The 13,070-nt window shown below is 63.3% G+C and carries 13 protein-coding genes, 1 tRNA gene and 1 pseudogene; 10 read left to right on the forward strand and 5 right to left on the reverse strand.

Annotation, left to right across the window (positions count from 1 at the left end; all coding sequences use genetic code 11):
* Window positions 1–134: 134 nt before the first annotated feature.
* The 3 genes from MTX23_RS01395 (at window position 135) to MTX23_RS01405 (ending at window position 2,795) form a co-directional block, all read left to right on the forward strand.
* The gene (locus MTX23_RS01395) at window positions 135–914 is read left to right on the forward strand and encodes an SDR family oxidoreductase (RefSeq protein WP_280974867.1); all 780 of its coding nucleotides are present in this window, start codon (window positions 135–137) and stop codon (window positions 912–914) included.
* A gap of 140 nt (window positions 915–1,054) precedes the next feature.
* Complete coding sequence (locus MTX23_RS01400; protein ID WP_280974868.1) at window positions 1,055–1,855, forward strand: glutamine amidotransferase; 801 nt, start codon at window positions 1,055–1,057, stop codon at window positions 1,853–1,855.
* Between the two features lie 130 nt (window positions 1,856–1,985).
* The gene (locus tag MTX23_RS01405) at window positions 1,986–2,795 is read left to right on the forward strand and encodes an enoyl-CoA hydratase (RefSeq protein WP_280974869.1); all 810 of its coding nucleotides are present in this window, start codon (window positions 1,986–1,988) and stop codon (window positions 2,793–2,795) included.
* Window positions 2,796–3,016: 221 nt separating this feature from the next.
* Here the strand turns inward: MTX23_RS01405 and MTX23_RS01410 are convergent.
* Window positions 3,017–3,092: transfer RNA gene (locus MTX23_RS01410), tRNA-Ala, on the reverse strand.
* A gap of 297 nt (window positions 3,093–3,389) precedes the next feature.
* On the opposite strand from MTX23_RS01410, the gene MTX23_RS01415 reads away from it, so the two are divergent.
* From MTX23_RS01415 to MTX23_RS01425, 3 genes are read left to right on the forward strand one after another with little or no spacing between them, the layout of a single operon-like run.
* Window positions 3,390–3,680 carry a YggT family protein gene (locus MTX23_RS01415; protein WP_280974870.1) on the forward strand — a complete coding sequence of 97 codons (291 nt, stop codon included), beginning with the start codon at window positions 3,390–3,392 and terminating at the stop codon, window positions 3,678–3,680.
* A gap of 21 nt (window positions 3,681–3,701) precedes the next feature.
* Complete coding sequence (locus MTX23_RS01420) at window positions 3,702–4,028, forward strand: DUF167 domain-containing protein (RefSeq protein ID WP_280974871.1); 327 nt, start codon at window positions 3,702–3,704, stop codon at window positions 4,026–4,028.
* A gap of 1 nt (window position 4,029) precedes the next feature.
* Entirely contained in the window at window positions 4,030–4,914 is an 885-nt protein-coding gene (locus MTX23_RS01425; RefSeq protein WP_280974872.1) for a bifunctional methylenetetrahydrofolate dehydrogenase/methenyltetrahydrofolate cyclohydrolase, read from the forward strand.
* 148 nt (window positions 4,915–5,062) lie between these two features.
* Here the strand turns inward: MTX23_RS01425 and ppa are convergent, their stop codons facing one another.
* Both ppa and MTX23_RS01435 read right to left on the reverse strand, forming a co-directional pair.
* The gene (gene ppa / locus MTX23_RS01430; protein WP_280974873.1) at window positions 5,063–5,593 is read right to left on the reverse strand and encodes an inorganic diphosphatase; all 531 of its coding nucleotides are present in this window, start codon (window positions 5,591–5,593) and stop codon (window positions 5,063–5,065) included.
* Between the two features lie 165 nt (window positions 5,594–5,758).
* Window positions 5,759–6,268 (reverse strand): GNAT family N-acetyltransferase, encoded by a 510-nt coding sequence (locus MTX23_RS01435; protein ID WP_280974874.1) that lies wholly within the window; start codon window positions 6,266–6,268, stop codon window positions 5,759–5,761.
* Window positions 6,269–6,630: 362 nt separating this feature from the next.
* On the opposite strand from MTX23_RS01435, the pseudogene MTX23_RS36335 reads away from it, so the two are divergent.
* From MTX23_RS36335 to MTX23_RS01445, 3 genes and pseudogenes are all read left to right on the forward strand, one after another.
* Window positions 6,631–6,744, forward strand: a pseudogene (locus MTX23_RS36335) (DUF2269 family protein); the annotation flags it as partial.
* A gap of 73 nt (window positions 6,745–6,817) precedes the next feature.
* Window positions 6,818–7,225, forward strand: coding sequence for a thiol-disulfide oxidoreductase DCC family protein (locus MTX23_RS01440; RefSeq protein ID WP_280974875.1), 408 nt, complete (start codon window positions 6,818–6,820; stop codon window positions 7,223–7,225).
* A gap of 70 nt (window positions 7,226–7,295) precedes the next feature.
* Window positions 7,296–8,201, forward strand: a complete 906-nt coding sequence (locus MTX23_RS01445) for an HNH endonuclease (RefSeq protein ID WP_280974876.1) — start codon at window positions 7,296–7,298, stop codon at window positions 8,199–8,201.
* A gap of 11 nt (window positions 8,202–8,212) precedes the next feature.
* Here the strand turns inward: MTX23_RS01445 and MTX23_RS01450 are convergent, their stop codons facing one another.
* On the reverse strand, window positions 8,213–9,457 hold the full coding sequence (locus tag MTX23_RS01450) for an NAD(P)/FAD-dependent oxidoreductase (protein WP_280974877.1): 1,245 nt from the start codon (window positions 9,455–9,457) through the stop codon (window positions 8,213–8,215).
* Window positions 9,458–9,620: 163 nt separating this feature from the next.
* A complete protein-coding gene (gene typA, locus MTX23_RS01455; RefSeq protein ID WP_280974878.1) occupies window positions 9,621–11,447 on the reverse strand; it encodes a translational GTPase TypA in 1,827 nt (608 codons plus the stop codon).
* A gap of 409 nt (window positions 11,448–11,856) precedes the next feature.
* On the opposite strand from typA, the gene MTX23_RS01460 reads away from it, so the two are divergent.
* Window positions 11,857–13,017 (forward strand): hypothetical protein, encoded by a 1,161-nt coding sequence (locus MTX23_RS01460; protein ID WP_280978333.1) that lies wholly within the window; start codon window positions 11,857–11,859, stop codon window positions 13,015–13,017.
* Window positions 13,018–13,070 lie beyond the last annotated feature (53 nt).

Here is a 13,070-nt window from a genome sequence, read left to right on the forward strand (position 1 = left end):
AATCCGGCGTTTCGCGTGAAACTTGCGCGAGCTCCCTGTCGACAAGCTGACGGGCGGCTTGCTCCCACCGCATGCCTATGCTCTCGTCGCGACCGTTCGAGAGCTCTCTGCAATTTGAAATAAGAGTTTGGATCGTGACCGAGCGTGTGACGCTGATAACCGGGGCATCGGCGGGCATAGGTACCGAACTGGCGCGTGTGTTTGCATCGAACGGTCACCGTGTGGCGCTGGTGGCGCGGCGTGCCGATCGCCTGAAGGCGCTCGCCGACGAGCTCGGCGGCAAGGGCGGCGCGACGCCGATCGTGATTCCCTGCGACCTGCAAGAGAACGATGCCGGCGACAAGATCGCCGCGGCCCTGACCGAGGCCGGGGTCGAGATCGAATATCTCGTCAACAATGCGGGTTTTGGCCTGTTCGGCCTCGCGATCAAGCGCGACCGCGTCGAGCAGCTCAACATGATCGCGGTCAACGTCCGTGCTCTGACCGATTTGTCGTTGCGCTTTGCCGACCAGCTGATCCGTCATCGCGGTGGCATCCTCAATCTGGGCTCGATTGCCGGATTCCTGCCGGGACCCGGCATGGCCGTCTACTACGCCACCAAGGCCTATGTGCTGTCGTTTTCCGAGGCGCTGCGCCGCGAGCTGGCGCCGCAGGGCGTGCGCGTCACCGTGGTGTGCCCGGGTCCGGTGCCGTCGGAGTTCCAGGCGCGCGCCGGCTTTACGCCCGGATTCGATTCCGCCATCCTTGACGTTGCGCCGGCAGAGGTCGCCAGGCAGGCTTATCAGGGGCTGATGGCCAACAAGCGTGCCGTGTTGCCCGGACTCTTCATCAAGCTCGTGCCATTCCTGCTCCGCCTGTTCCCGCGCTCCTTCATCCTGACGGCTGTCGGCGGTTTTCAGCTCCGCAAGCGCTAGCCATCGTCGCGACGGTCATTCATGGCCCGCGACTTGCTTCGCGTGAGCGTGCGCAAGCTCACGCGATATCAAGCTCACGCGATCTTAAGAATTGCTTAGCTATGATCCTGCCTGACGTGCCGAATCCTTAAGCAGAGACAATGTCGTTCCGGTCGGACCAAGCCAGTGTCGTGGTGCCCTTCGCAAATCGAAGGCCGGCCGCGGCCACGCCGGAGCCGGCCCCGATGCAGCCGATCCTGATCGTGCTGCACCAGGAGACATCGACCCCCGGCCGGATCGGCAACGCCCTGCACGCGCTGGGCTACAAGCTGGACATTCGCCGCCCGCGCTTCGGCGACGCGCTGCCTGAGACGCTCGACGAGCACGCCGGCGCCGTTATCTTCGGCGGCCCGATGAGCGCCAACGATCTCGACGACTACGTGCGGCGCGAGATCGACTGGATCGCCGTGCCGCTACGTGAGCAGCGGCCGTTCCTGGGCATCTGCCTGGGCGCCCAGATGCTGGCGCGGCAACTTGGCGCAAAGGTCGCGCCGCATCCGGAAGGGCGCGTCGAGGTCGGCTACTATCCAATCAGGCCGACGGCCGCGGGCCGTGCGCTTTGTCCGCACTGGCCGGCGCGCGTCTATCACTGGCACGGCGAGGGATTTCAATTGCCCGACGGCGCGGAGCTGCTTGCCGCGGGCGATGACTTTCCGATCCAGGCGTTCCAGTTCGACAATGCCTTCGGCCTGCAGTTCCATCCCGATGTCACCTACGCGATGATGCACCGCTGGACCACGCGCGGTTGCGTGCGCATGGATTCGCCGGGCGCGCAGCCGCGCCATCTGCATTTCGCCGAACGCGCCGTCTACGACGCCGCCGAGCGAGCGTGGCTGAAGCATTTCATCGACGACTGGATCGCGCGCACGCCGCGCACGATAATGCTGCAAGCCGCGGAATAGCCGTCGCGCGGAATATTGCTCGCGGCATCGCACGCCTTTCATTTCGACAGATGTGTTAGTGTTGCGCGCAGCGGCCGGTGCCGCAGCAATTGCGCGTGCGCCGATAACAACAAACCACAGGGAGATCGCCGTGAGCTACGAACACATCCTCTACGACGTCAGCGACAGCATCGCGACCGTCACGCTCAACCGCCCCGATCGCATGAATGCGTGGACGGCGATCATGGAGCGCGATGTTCGCCGCGCGATGGAGGCTGCGGCTGATGACGACAATGTCCGCGTCATCGTGATCACCGGTGCGGGCCGCGCGTTCTGCGCCGGTGCCGACATGGAGGCGCTGAAGGGGATCGATCCCAACGAGGTCAGGCGCGGCGAGAGCATTCCGTTCGACATGAACCGTCGCGCCGACTGGCAGACACGTTACGCCTACTATCCCGCGATCAAGAAGCCTGTCATCGCGATGCTCAACGGCGCCGCCGCCGGCATCGGCCTCGTCCACGCGCTCTACTGCGATCTGCGCTTTGCCGCCGACAATGCGGTGTTCACGACAGCCTTCGCGCGGCGAGGCCTGATTGCCGAGCACGGCATCAGCTGGATGCTGCCGCACATCATCGGCCACGCCAACGCGCTCGATCTGCTGATGTCCGCGCGGCGCGTGTCGGCCGAGGAGGCGCTGCGCATCGGCCTCGTCAACCGGCTCTGCACGCCGGACAGGCTGCGCGAGGAAACCTACGCCTATGCCCGCGATCTCGCCGATTTCGTCTCACCTAGCGCGATGGCCACCATCAAGCGCCAGCTCTACGACGTGCCGTTCCAGACGCTGGCCGAAGCCACCATCGACGCCAATCGCGAGATGCAGATCGCGCTCAAAAGTAACGATTTCAGGGAGGGCGTCGCGAGCTTCGTGGAGAAGCGGCCGCCGCGGTTTACGGGGACGTGAGGGGAGGGGTCGAGAGCAGGAAGGCTTGCCTCGGCCCGCCTGTGGGCTATGGCGGGGCCGCCTTCGCTCACTTCGCCAGGATAGACTCCCCGGGTTTACCCAGCCGTAGCTCGCGAGACGTGGATTTGCTGGACCAGTCCGGCTTCGCCCTCCGGGCTACGCCGCGGCAGCTTCGCTACGAAAAGGCTTGCCGAGCCGAAGCGGGCGTAGCCTGCGAAGGCTGGTGGAGCCAGGCGGGATCGAACCGCCGACCTCATCATTGCGAACGATGCGCTCTCCCAGCTGAGCTATGGCCCCATCGCAGCCGGGTTGTGCTGAGTATCCCGGCCGACAGTCGGGCGCCATTTACAGTCCGGCCCAAGGCCAAGTCAAGAACGGTTAAACTGCGGTTTTCGGCCCGGCGGCCGGGGAAGTTCCCTTGTTTGCGGGGGGATGAACCGATATCTAGAGCATGACCCGGTCCCGGAAGGCCGCGCCAGCGCAAAATGCGTAGCGGTTTTCCAGAAAGATCATGCTCAAAAAGAAGCGCGATGACGGTTCATTCCCAGTCTCGTCGTGCTTCAACTGACTGTCCCACCCGCGAGCCCCCACCACATGCGTGCTGTCCTCGACATCGTCATCATCGTCCTTGACCTCTATGTCTGGCTCCTGATCGCCTCCGCCATCCTGTCCTGGCTGGTGGCCTTCAATGTCGTCAACACGCGCAACCAGTTCGTCTCAGGGGTGGCCGAGTTCCTCTACCGGATCACGGAGCCGGTGCTGCGGCCGATTCGGAACGTGATGCCGAACCTGGGCGGGCTCGATATCTCGCCGATCATCGTGATCCTGATCATCATGTTTATCGAGCGAGTGATCATGTATTACATCTACCCGAACGTCATCTGACCCTTTTCGAGGGACTCGTCGATGGACCCTTGGCGCTATTCCACCGAGGGCATCAGCATCTCGGTGCGCGTGACGCCGCGCGGCGGACGCGACGGCATCGACGGGATTGAAACACTGGCGAACGGCCGGTCCGTGGTGAAAGTCAGGGTGCGCGCCATTGCCGAGGGCGGGGAAGCCAACCGTGCGGTGACCGAGCTGCTTGCCAAGACGCTTGGCGTGCCCAAGGCCAGGGTGAATATCCTCTCCGGCGCCACCTCGCGGCTCAAGCAGGTGGCCGTCGACGGCGACCCGAAAGAGCTTGGCGGGACCTTGCGGAAGCTGACCGCAACGCGAGAGACAAAGGACTGACATGACTGCCCGTATCATCGACGGAAAGGCCATCGCCGCTGAACTTCGCGCCCGCGTGGCTGACGAGGTTGCCCGGGTGAAGCGTGACCATCAGCTCACGCCGGGGCTCGCCGTCGTGCTGGTCGGCAACGATCCCGCGAGCGAGGTCTATGTCCGCAGCAAGCACACCCAGACCCAGGCCGCCGGCATGGCCTCGTTCGAGCACAAGCTGCCGGCGGATGTCTCGCAGGCGGATCTGCTGGCGCTGATCGAGCGGCTCAACCGCGATCCGCTGGTGCATGGCATCCTGGTCCAGCTGCCGCTGCCCAAATCGCTGCACACCGAAACCATCATCAATGCGATCGATCCCGCCAAGGACGTCGACGGCCTGCACCCGAACAATGCCGGACGGCTCGCCGGCGGTCTCGCGGCGCTGTCGCCCTGCACGCCGCTCGGTTGCATCATCCTGACCAAGAGCGTGCATCCGTCGATCGAGGGCATGAACGCGATCGTGATCGGCCGCTCCAATCTGGTCGGCCGTCCGCTGGTACAATTGCTGCTGAACGAGAACGCGACGGTAACGGTCGCGCATTCGCGCTCGCGCGATCTGCCCGGGCTCGTTGCTCACGCTGATCTCGTCTATGCCGCGGTCGGCCGGCCCGAGATGGTGCGGGGAAACTGGCTGAAGCCGGGCGCGACCGTGATCGATGTCGGCATCAACCGGATTCCGGTGCCGGGCGGCAAGCCGAAGCTGGTCGGCGACGTCGCGTTCCAGGAGGCGCTCAAAGTCGCCGGCGCGATCACGCCGGTGCCGGGCGGCGTCGGGCAGATGACGGTGGCGTGCCTGCTGGTGAACACACTGCGCGCGGCTTGCGCGATCCACGGCCTGCCCGCGCCGGCGGTGTGAGTGGGCTCCCTCGCCCCGCTCTTGCGGGGAGAGGGTTGGGGTGAGGGGCTCTCTCCGCGAGCGTTGACGGTTGAGGGACCTGTACCCCCTCACCCGGATCGCATCTCACGATGCGATCCGACCTCTCCCGCAAGCGGGGCGAGGTTCGCTACTTCTTCTTCGCCCGCTCAATCCCTTCCAGGATCAGCTTGCAGGCTTCCTCGGCGTCGCCCCAGCGCAGCACCTTCACCCACTTGCCTTTCTCGAGATCCTTGTAGTGCTCGAAGAAGTGCTGGATCTGCTGCAGCGTGATGTCGGGAAGGTCGCTGTAGCTCTTCACCTTGTCGTAGCGCTGGGTCAGCTTCGATGACGGCACCGCGATGATCTTCTCGTCGCCGCCGGCCTCGTCCTCCATCAAGAGCACGCCGACCGGGCGCACGCTCATCACCGCGCCGGGGACGATCGCGCGGGTGTTGATGATCAGCACGTCGCAGGGGTCGCCGTCGTTGGACAGCGTGTGCGGGATGAAGCCGTAGTTCCCGGGATAGCGCATCGGCGTATAGAGGAAGCGATCCACCACCAGCGTGCCGGCCTCCTTGTCCATCTCGTATTTGATCGGCTCGCCGCCCACAGGCACTTCGATGATGACGTTGACGTCGTGGGGCGGGTTCTTACCGGTCGATATGGCGTCGATACGCATGGATTGCTCCGCGTGGCCTTTTGGAAGTTGAGAACGATGTGATTTTTTGTTTGGCGCTATCAGGGCGCGAAAGCAGCATGAACCCCGGCTTGTCGCGGGGCAGGCCTTCGCGCAAAGCGCTCCGGCTGGTTTAGCCTTGCTGCAGCTGCGAGAGAAGCAGGATTTTCAGTTGGCCCAGGCGAAAGCGACCTTGTCGAGCGATTTGGGTCCGAATCGCTCCGAAGAGCGTGCCACCATGCGGCCGCCCAGCGCACGATAGAACTCGGTCGCCGGCTCGTTGTCGGACAGTGCCCAGATCACCATGCTCTTCAGGCCGCTCTGGATCAGGTCGCGGCGCGCGGCGGTGAACAGGCGCCGGCCGAAGCCGAGACCCTGGAATTCCGGCCGCAAATAGAGCTCGTAGATCTCGCCTTCAAAGTGCAGGCTGCGGGCGCGGTTGCGGCCGTAATTGGCGTAGCCGGCGATCTTGTCGCCGAACACCAGCACGCTGACGCGGCTGCCCTTGCGGATCGCGCTGTCCCACCATTGCGGGCCGCGACGGTTGATCAGCTTTTCGAGTTCGGCGCCGGGGATGATGCCCTGGTACGCCGAGCGCCAGGCTTCATCATGCGTAGACGCCACCGCGGCTGCGTCTGCAGCTTTGGCCGCCCGGACCTCGATCAGCGTTGTGCTCATGGCCATAATCAAAGCAAGTCGGACGGCCGCCTTCAAGGTCTATCCTTAATTATCGGTTAATCTGTGGGCTTTTTGCATCAGTGTCATGAAGACTTGTGTCGAAAGAGGACAGGGCGGCTGCCACAACCGACGGATTTCCTGATCCATCAACAGGTAAGGCCACGGCGGCGGCGTGTTGTGACAGCGCCGGCGTCCCCGGAAAATGCCTCCGGACTGATTCGAGCGCGGTATGTGCCCAGGCGTGCCAACCTGCCGACGTTGCCGGCCTCGGCGCCAGAGTGGATTTCGGCGCCCGTCCGGCCTATGGCAGCGAAGTCCACAGGTTGCCGGAAACGAGTAAGCACGTGAAGTTTCGGACTGTGATGATGCTGTCGGCGACGAGCCCGACCAAGCGCTGGCTGCTGACGTCGCTTGCGCTCTATGCCGTGGCCGGGATGTTCCGGGTGCCGGTGATCTTCTTGCAGATCGAGATGCGCGTGCGCAGCGCGGCCCTCGGCCTGGTCGCAGGCATCGTTCGCGTGAAGAAAAAACGTGTCAAGAGAATCAACGATGACCGCCTGGCCCGACGACGACGTGATCCTCTACGACGGCGTCTGCGTCTTCTGCTCGCGCTGGGTCCGCTTCGTCATCGCCCGCGACACGGCACGCCGCTTTCGCTTCACGCCGATCCAGTCGGACTACGGCACGCGGCTGGCAAAGGCTTTTGGCATCGACCCCGATGATCCCGACACCAACGCCCTGGTGCGCGGTGGCGTTGCGTATATGAAATCCGATGCCGCGCTGACCGTGCTAAGTCATCTGCCGGGATGGGAGTGGACACGCGTGCTGTTCGCCGTGCCAAAGCCGCTGCGCGATGCGGTCTACAGCCTGATCGCGCGTAACCGCTACCGTATCTTCGGGAAGTACGAGACGTGCTTCGTGCCCGACGCCGATACGCGGGCGCGGGTTCTGGAATAAAGCCGTCTAGTATATCTGAGGCAATTCGGATTAGACTTTCTTGCCGCAAGTAAATGAATCACTGGGCTGAATGGCCAAAGCAGTTTTCACAACCAAGGTGGTGCCGGGATACAGAGATCTCCCGGAAGCTCGTTATCACTTTCCGAAGACATACCTCAATCACGTGAGGCAAGCAGTTGGCGATCACATCGTCTACTACGAGCCGAGACGATCAAGCGTCGAACTATCAAGCTTTGGAGGTCGGCAATCTTATTTCGGGGTCGCCCGAGTCACGGCTGTCGTCGAGGATGAGGAGCTTGCGGATCACTATTACGCGCTCATCGACAACTATCTTGACTTCGACGCGCCTGTGCCGTTCGCGGTGGGCAAGGAGTATTTTGAAAGCGCGTTGAAGAAAGCGGACGGTTCGACGAACAAGGGAGCCTTCGGAAGAGCTGTACGTCTCATCCCCGACGCCGAGTTTGATCTCATATTGAAGGCTGGTTTTGCTCCAGTGCTGAATGAAAGCCCTGCGCTTCAGCAGGAACCAGCTTTGGGACTATCCGAGCCGACAACGCCATTTGAGCGTTCTATCGTAGAGATGACTATTTCTCGGCCATTCCGAGAGCGATCATTCATGCATAACGTCCGCGCTGCTTATGCAAACCGGTGTGCAATGACAGGACTTCGCTTGATCAACGGCGGAGGCCGGCCGGAGGTTCAAGCGGCGCACATACAGCCGGTGGCATCGAAGGGACCAGATTCGGTCCGAAATGGAATTGCGCTTTCCGGAACCGTCCATTGGATGTTTGACCGGGGGCTGATTTCGATCGGGGACGATTACAAAATTCTGGTAGCGGCAAACCACGTTCCTGAGGATGCCACTCGTCTCTTAAATCTAAATCGGAGTGGTACGATTCATCTGCCGAACGATGGAGCTTTCCACCCCAATGCCCAATACTTGAAATTTCATCGAGACAAGGTGTTCAAGGGCTAGAACCGGTACCTTTACTGCGCGCTCGCCGCCAGCACCTCCTTCGCCGCCCTCTCTCCGCTGTCCCTCGCTCCATGCGCGGTCGAAAAGAAGTGCGGCGAGGTCGCCTCGCCGGCGAAGAACAGCCGGCTGTCGAGCGGTGCAGCGAGCACGGCGCGCTTGTCGGCGTGGCCGGGCAAAGCGTGCGAATAGGAACCGCGGGCGAACGGGTCGTGCGACCAGCGGGATTCGCTGAGCGGCTTCAGCTTGCGGCGGAAATCATTGCCGAGGAATGAGACGATCTCGTCGATGCTGTGCGCGGCGAAGGCGCCATCGCCAGCGTCTTCGAGCGCTTGCGCGAAGCGGCCGCCGAAGAAGCCTTCGATGCAGGGCTGGCCGAACGGGCGGATGTGATAAGTGCCCATCTCGGTGCGCATGGTGGCGCCGCGCAGATTGCCTTCCTTCGGCAGCGCTGCCGCGTCATCGAGCGCCAGCGTCACCTTGTCGGCGAGACCGAGCGGCAGGCCGCGCGCGGCATCCACCTTGTCCGGCAGCGCGGGCGAGAAGCGGATCGCTTCATCGGCGATCAAATTGGTCGGCACCGTGACGATCACTCTGTCGGCCTCGAGCGTGCCGCGTGAGGTCTCGATGCGCACGCGCTTGCCCGCGTGATCGATCAGCCTGACCGCGCAGTTCAGGGCCACGGGCACAAGCGCGCCGTAGGCCGCAATCAGCGCGCCATAGCCGCGCCGCACGCGCCAATTGATGTTGGTGTCTTCGTATTCGTCCACATCGAGGATCGAGACCCGGTCGAGCTCGCAGCCGTTCACATAGGTCGAGATCGCATCGATCATCGGGTTCCAGCGGTTGCCGGGCTCGAGATAGATGCTGGCAGGCGCGTCCTTGCCGTCCTGCGCGGCCGCTTCGATGCGATCGTAGAATTGGTCGAGCGCAAGCGTGAACGCGTCGCGATCGGCCTGCGGGAACGCGTTGCCATAGGCCCGCTGGCCCCAGGGCGGCAGGTCCTTGCTGATCTCGAATTTGAGCCGCTCGGCGATACCGACGAAGCTGTTCTGGTCGGCCGAATGCAGCCAGCCGCAGCCGACATCGAACACCACGTCGGGCGCAGCCTGGATCGTATGCGCCCGCCCGCCGACGCGGTCGCGGGCTTCCAGCACGATGATCGAGAGGCCGGAGTCCTTCAGCGCATGCGCGGAGCCGAGGCCGGCGGCGCCGGCGCCGATGATGGCGACGTCGACTGTGGAGGGAAGCGAACTCATGTCCCGGCTCTAGCACGTCCAGAAGCACGTCTAAAGTCGCAACGCGCATGACTGTCATCACCCGCGCATGCGGGTGATCCAGTATTCCAGAGACAGTAATGATTGAGCTGACGGGCCGCGGCGTACTGGATGCCCCGGTCGAGCCGGGGCATGACAGATTGGCTCACGCCACCGCTTCCTTGGCCTTTTCGGCGCGCTTGCGCTCGTTCGGATCGAGATGCTTCTTGCGCAGCCGGATCGACTTCGGCGTCACCTCGACGAGCTCGTCGTCCTCGATATAGGCGAGCGCCTTTTCCAGCGTCATCCGGATCGGCGGCGTCAGGCGCACCGCTTCGTCCTTCGAGGTGGTGCGGATGTTGGTGAGCTGCTTGCCCTTCAGCACGTTGATCTCGAGATCGTTGTCGCGGGTGTGCTCGCCGACGATCATGCCCCTGTAGACCTTCCAGCCCGGCTCGATCATCATCGGGCCGCGGTCTTCCAGCTTGAACATCGCATAGGCCACCGCCTCACCCTGGTCGTTGGAGATCAGCACGCCGTTGCGGCGGCCCTGGATCTCGCCCTTGTAGGGGGCGTAGCCGTGGAAGATGCGGTTCATGATCGCGGTGCCGCGGGTGTCGGTCAGCAGTTCGCCCTGGTAGCCGATCAAGCCGCGGGTCGGCGCGTAGAACACCAGCCGCAGGCGGTTGCCGCCGGACGGACGCATCTCGATCATCTCGGCCTTGCGCTCGCTCATCTTCTGCACGACGACGCCCGAATGCTCCTCGTCGACGTCGATCACGACCTCCTCGATCGGCTCCTGCCAGCCGCCGGTGGTCTCGTCCTTCTGCAGCACGACGCGCGGGCGCGACACCGAAAGCTCGAAGCCCTCGCGACGCATGGTCTCGATCAGGATCGCGAGCTGCAATTCGCCGCGGCCGGAGACCTCCATGGAATCCTTGTCGGCGGCCTCGACGACGCGCAGCGCGACATTGCCCTCGGCTTCGCGCAGCAGGCGGTCGCGGATCATGCGCGAGGTCACCTTGTCGCCTTCGGTGCCGGCGAGCGGCGAGTTGTTGACGATGAACGACATCGACACGGTGGGCGGATCGATCGGCTGCGCCGGCAGCGCTGTGTCGACGCTGGGATCGCAGAAGGTGTCGGCGACGGTGCCCTTGGTGAGGCCCGCGATCGCGACGATGTCGCCGGCCTCGGCCTCATCGAGCGGGGTGCGCTCGAGGCCGCGGAAGGCGAGGATCTTGGTCAGGCGGCCCTGCTCGATCAGCTTGCCGTCGGCGGACAGTACCTTCACCTGCTGGTTCGGCTTGATCGAACCGGAGGAGATGCGGCCGGTGATGATGCGGCCGAGATAGGGGTTGGCTTCGAGGATGGTGCCGATCATGCGGAACGGACCTTCCTCAACCTTCGGCGGCTCGACATGGCGCACGATCAGGTCGAACAGCGGCTGCATGCCGAGATCCTTCGGCCCTTCCGGGCTGTCGGCCATCCAGCCCTGCTTGGCCGACCCATATAAAATCGGGAAGTCGAGCTGCTCCTCGCTGGCATCGAGCGCCGCGAACAGGTCGAACACCTCGTTGATGACTTCGGTCGGGCGCGCGTCGGGGCGGTCGACCTTGTTGATGACGACGATCGGCTTCAGGCCGATCTTCAGCGCCTTCGACACCACGAATTTGGTCTGCGGCAGCGGGCCTTCGGCCGCGTCGACCAGCACCAGCGCGCCGTCGACCATATTGAGGATGCGCTCGACCTCGCCGCCGAAATCGGCGTGGCCGGGGGTGTCAACGATGTTGATGCGGATGTCTTTCCATTGCACCGAGGCGGCTTTCGCCAGGATGGTGATGCCGCGCTCGCGCTCCAGGTCGTTGGAGTCCATGGCGCGCTCGGTCACCTTCTGGTTTTCGCGGAAGGTGCCGGATTGCTGCAGCAGGCGGTCGACGAGGGTGGTCTTGCCGTGGTCGACGTGGGCGATGATGGCGACGTTACGAAGGTTCATGGCTCTTCTTCTGGTCGTGCAAAGGGTCGTGAACGCGGTCTCGCCGGACAACTCGGGCCGGCCGCAGACGTGGCCCATCCGGGCCCGGATCACGCTCATACCTAAGAAATTTGACGGGGACGCATCGCCCCAAAAAGGAAGCCCGGCCAATGGACCGGGCACCTGGCGCGTTGCGACGCAATATAGTCAGAAAACGCCAAAAAACAACGGTTTGTTGGCGCTTTGGGTGACCGAATTTCGGGCCGGCGCCGTGGATTTTGCAGGCTTTCCGGCGACTTTTGGTGCGATCTGGCCGCGCTGGGAAACGGAACACGGTCGGATTGCGGGGCTTCCGCCTCGCAGCCGGCGTGTTCGTCATCTACGATCTGAGGTGTCGGATCCGGCGAAGCTCAGCCATCGGGAAGCCGTTATGGCGATCAGGACATCTGCCGCTGCACTCGCGGCTGCGCTTTCTGTCGCGCTGCTCCTCACGCCGCAGCTCGCAACGCATGCGATCTTCGGTGCGGCCGGGTCGCTGGCCTCGGTCGCCATCGGTGGTTTCGTGTCTCCAGCCAGGGGCCAGCCGGGCGGACTGACGAGCAAGCAATCGGCCGCGCGCGAGACCTACGACAAGGCCGTGAGGGACTTCGAGTCGATCCTGCGCCAGCGTCGCGCACAGATCGATTCCCACCAGCCGCTGCCCAACCTGCCGGGCCAGGCCCTTTACCTTGCCCGTGTCGAAATGATGAGCGCATACAAGGATCTCACCGACGCGCTTCCGTCCAGGATTGGAAGACCCAACAGATTCGGAATCCCTCCGGCATATTTTGATGCTGACAATGAGCCGTTGTTCGATGAGTACAGGAAGCTTTTCGACCTCATGGAGGCCCCGCCCACCAGCGCGCAACGATCGGATACTCCATTCAAGGACGTCATCGATCTGGCGACTGCGATCGCGCGGGCCAAGAGCCTGGATGCCGCGAATGCCGCAGCCGCGGGCCGCATCAGCCTCGGCCTTTTCTTTGCCGAGACGGGCGGCAAGCAGAATGCAGGAAATGCGCGGTCGAACACATACAAGGGGAGTCTGCAGACGGGTCCGTCCGAAGATCGAAACGGTCGAAGGAAATGGGCAGCGATCAAGGGATCAATCGCAGCCTTCGATTCTGCACTGAGCCGTCGCGACGACAAGGAAGAAGCGCGGGTCGGCAAACTGGATCATCGGCTCAATCACTGGACCGCCGTGCGAGACGCCCTCATGAACGCGCACGCGGATATTTTCCCGGAGGTCCCGGCGATCCTGAAAGCCTTGCCTGACACGATCGATCAAATGAAGCTCTTTGAGCTTATCCAGATCATTCCCACGCCGACCAGGGCCGCACTCGGCTCGGGCAACCTCGTCGGCTACAGAATTTCCGATGCCAGGATCATGCGATACCTGCGGAACAACAGCATCTTCGCGTTCGGTCGGGCCGACAGGGCAAGAACATCTGCGACCTTCCGCGAAATCCTCGATGCCATGTGGCTTTTCAACGGCAAGTTTGAGCAAGCGCTTGCCAAATTCGAGGAGATCAAGGCGGGCAAGCGGGGATGACATCAGCAGGTGCCAATCGGATCGCGTTTCGCTGAGATGCTCGGCGGTGCGTC

Source organism: Bradyrhizobium sp. ISRA436 (assembly GCF_029910015.1).
Classification (GTDB): Bacteria; Pseudomonadota; Alphaproteobacteria; order Rhizobiales; family Xanthobacteraceae; genus Bradyrhizobium.

Excerpts from the sequence above, each read along its gene's own strand:
- MTX23_RS01400 (WP_280974868.1), top strand. The coding sequence starts at position 1,055 with ATGTCGTTCCGGTCGGACCAAGCCAGTGTCGTGGTGCCCTTCGCAAAT.
- MTX23_RS01415 (WP_280974870.1), top strand. The coding sequence starts at position 3,390 with ATGCGTGCTGTCCTCGACATCGTCATCATCGTCCTTGACCTCTATGTC.
- MTX23_RS01420 (WP_280974871.1), top strand. The coding sequence starts at position 3,702 with ATGGACCCTTGGCGCTATTCCACCGAGGGCATCAGCATCTCGGTGCGC.
- MTX23_RS01425 (WP_280974872.1), top strand. The coding sequence starts at position 4,030 with ATGACTGCCCGTATCATCGACGGAAAGGCCATCGCCGCTGAACTTCGC.
- ppa (WP_280974873.1), bottom strand. The coding sequence starts at position 5,593 with ATGCGTATCGACGCCATATCGACCGGTAAGAACCCGCCCCACGACGTC.
- MTX23_RS01435 (WP_280974874.1), bottom strand. The coding sequence starts at position 6,268 with ATGAGCACAACGCTGATCGAGGTCCGGGCGGCCAAAGCTGCAGACGCA.
- MTX23_RS01440 (WP_280974875.1), top strand. The coding sequence starts at position 6,818 with ATGACCGCCTGGCCCGACGACGACGTGATCCTCTACGACGGCGTCTGC.
- MTX23_RS01445 (WP_280974876.1), top strand. The coding sequence starts at position 7,296 with ATGGCCAAAGCAGTTTTCACAACCAAGGTGGTGCCGGGATACAGAGAT.
- MTX23_RS01450 (WP_280974877.1), bottom strand. The coding sequence starts at position 9,457 with ATGAGTTCGCTTCCCTCCACAGTCGACGTCGCCATCATCGGCGCCGGC.
- typA (WP_280974878.1), bottom strand. The coding sequence starts at position 11,447 with ATGAACCTTCGTAACGTCGCCATCATCGCCCACGTCGACCACGGCAAG.
- MTX23_RS01460 (WP_280978333.1), top strand. The coding sequence starts at position 11,857 with ATGGCGATCAGGACATCTGCCGCTGCACTCGCGGCTGCGCTTTCTGTC.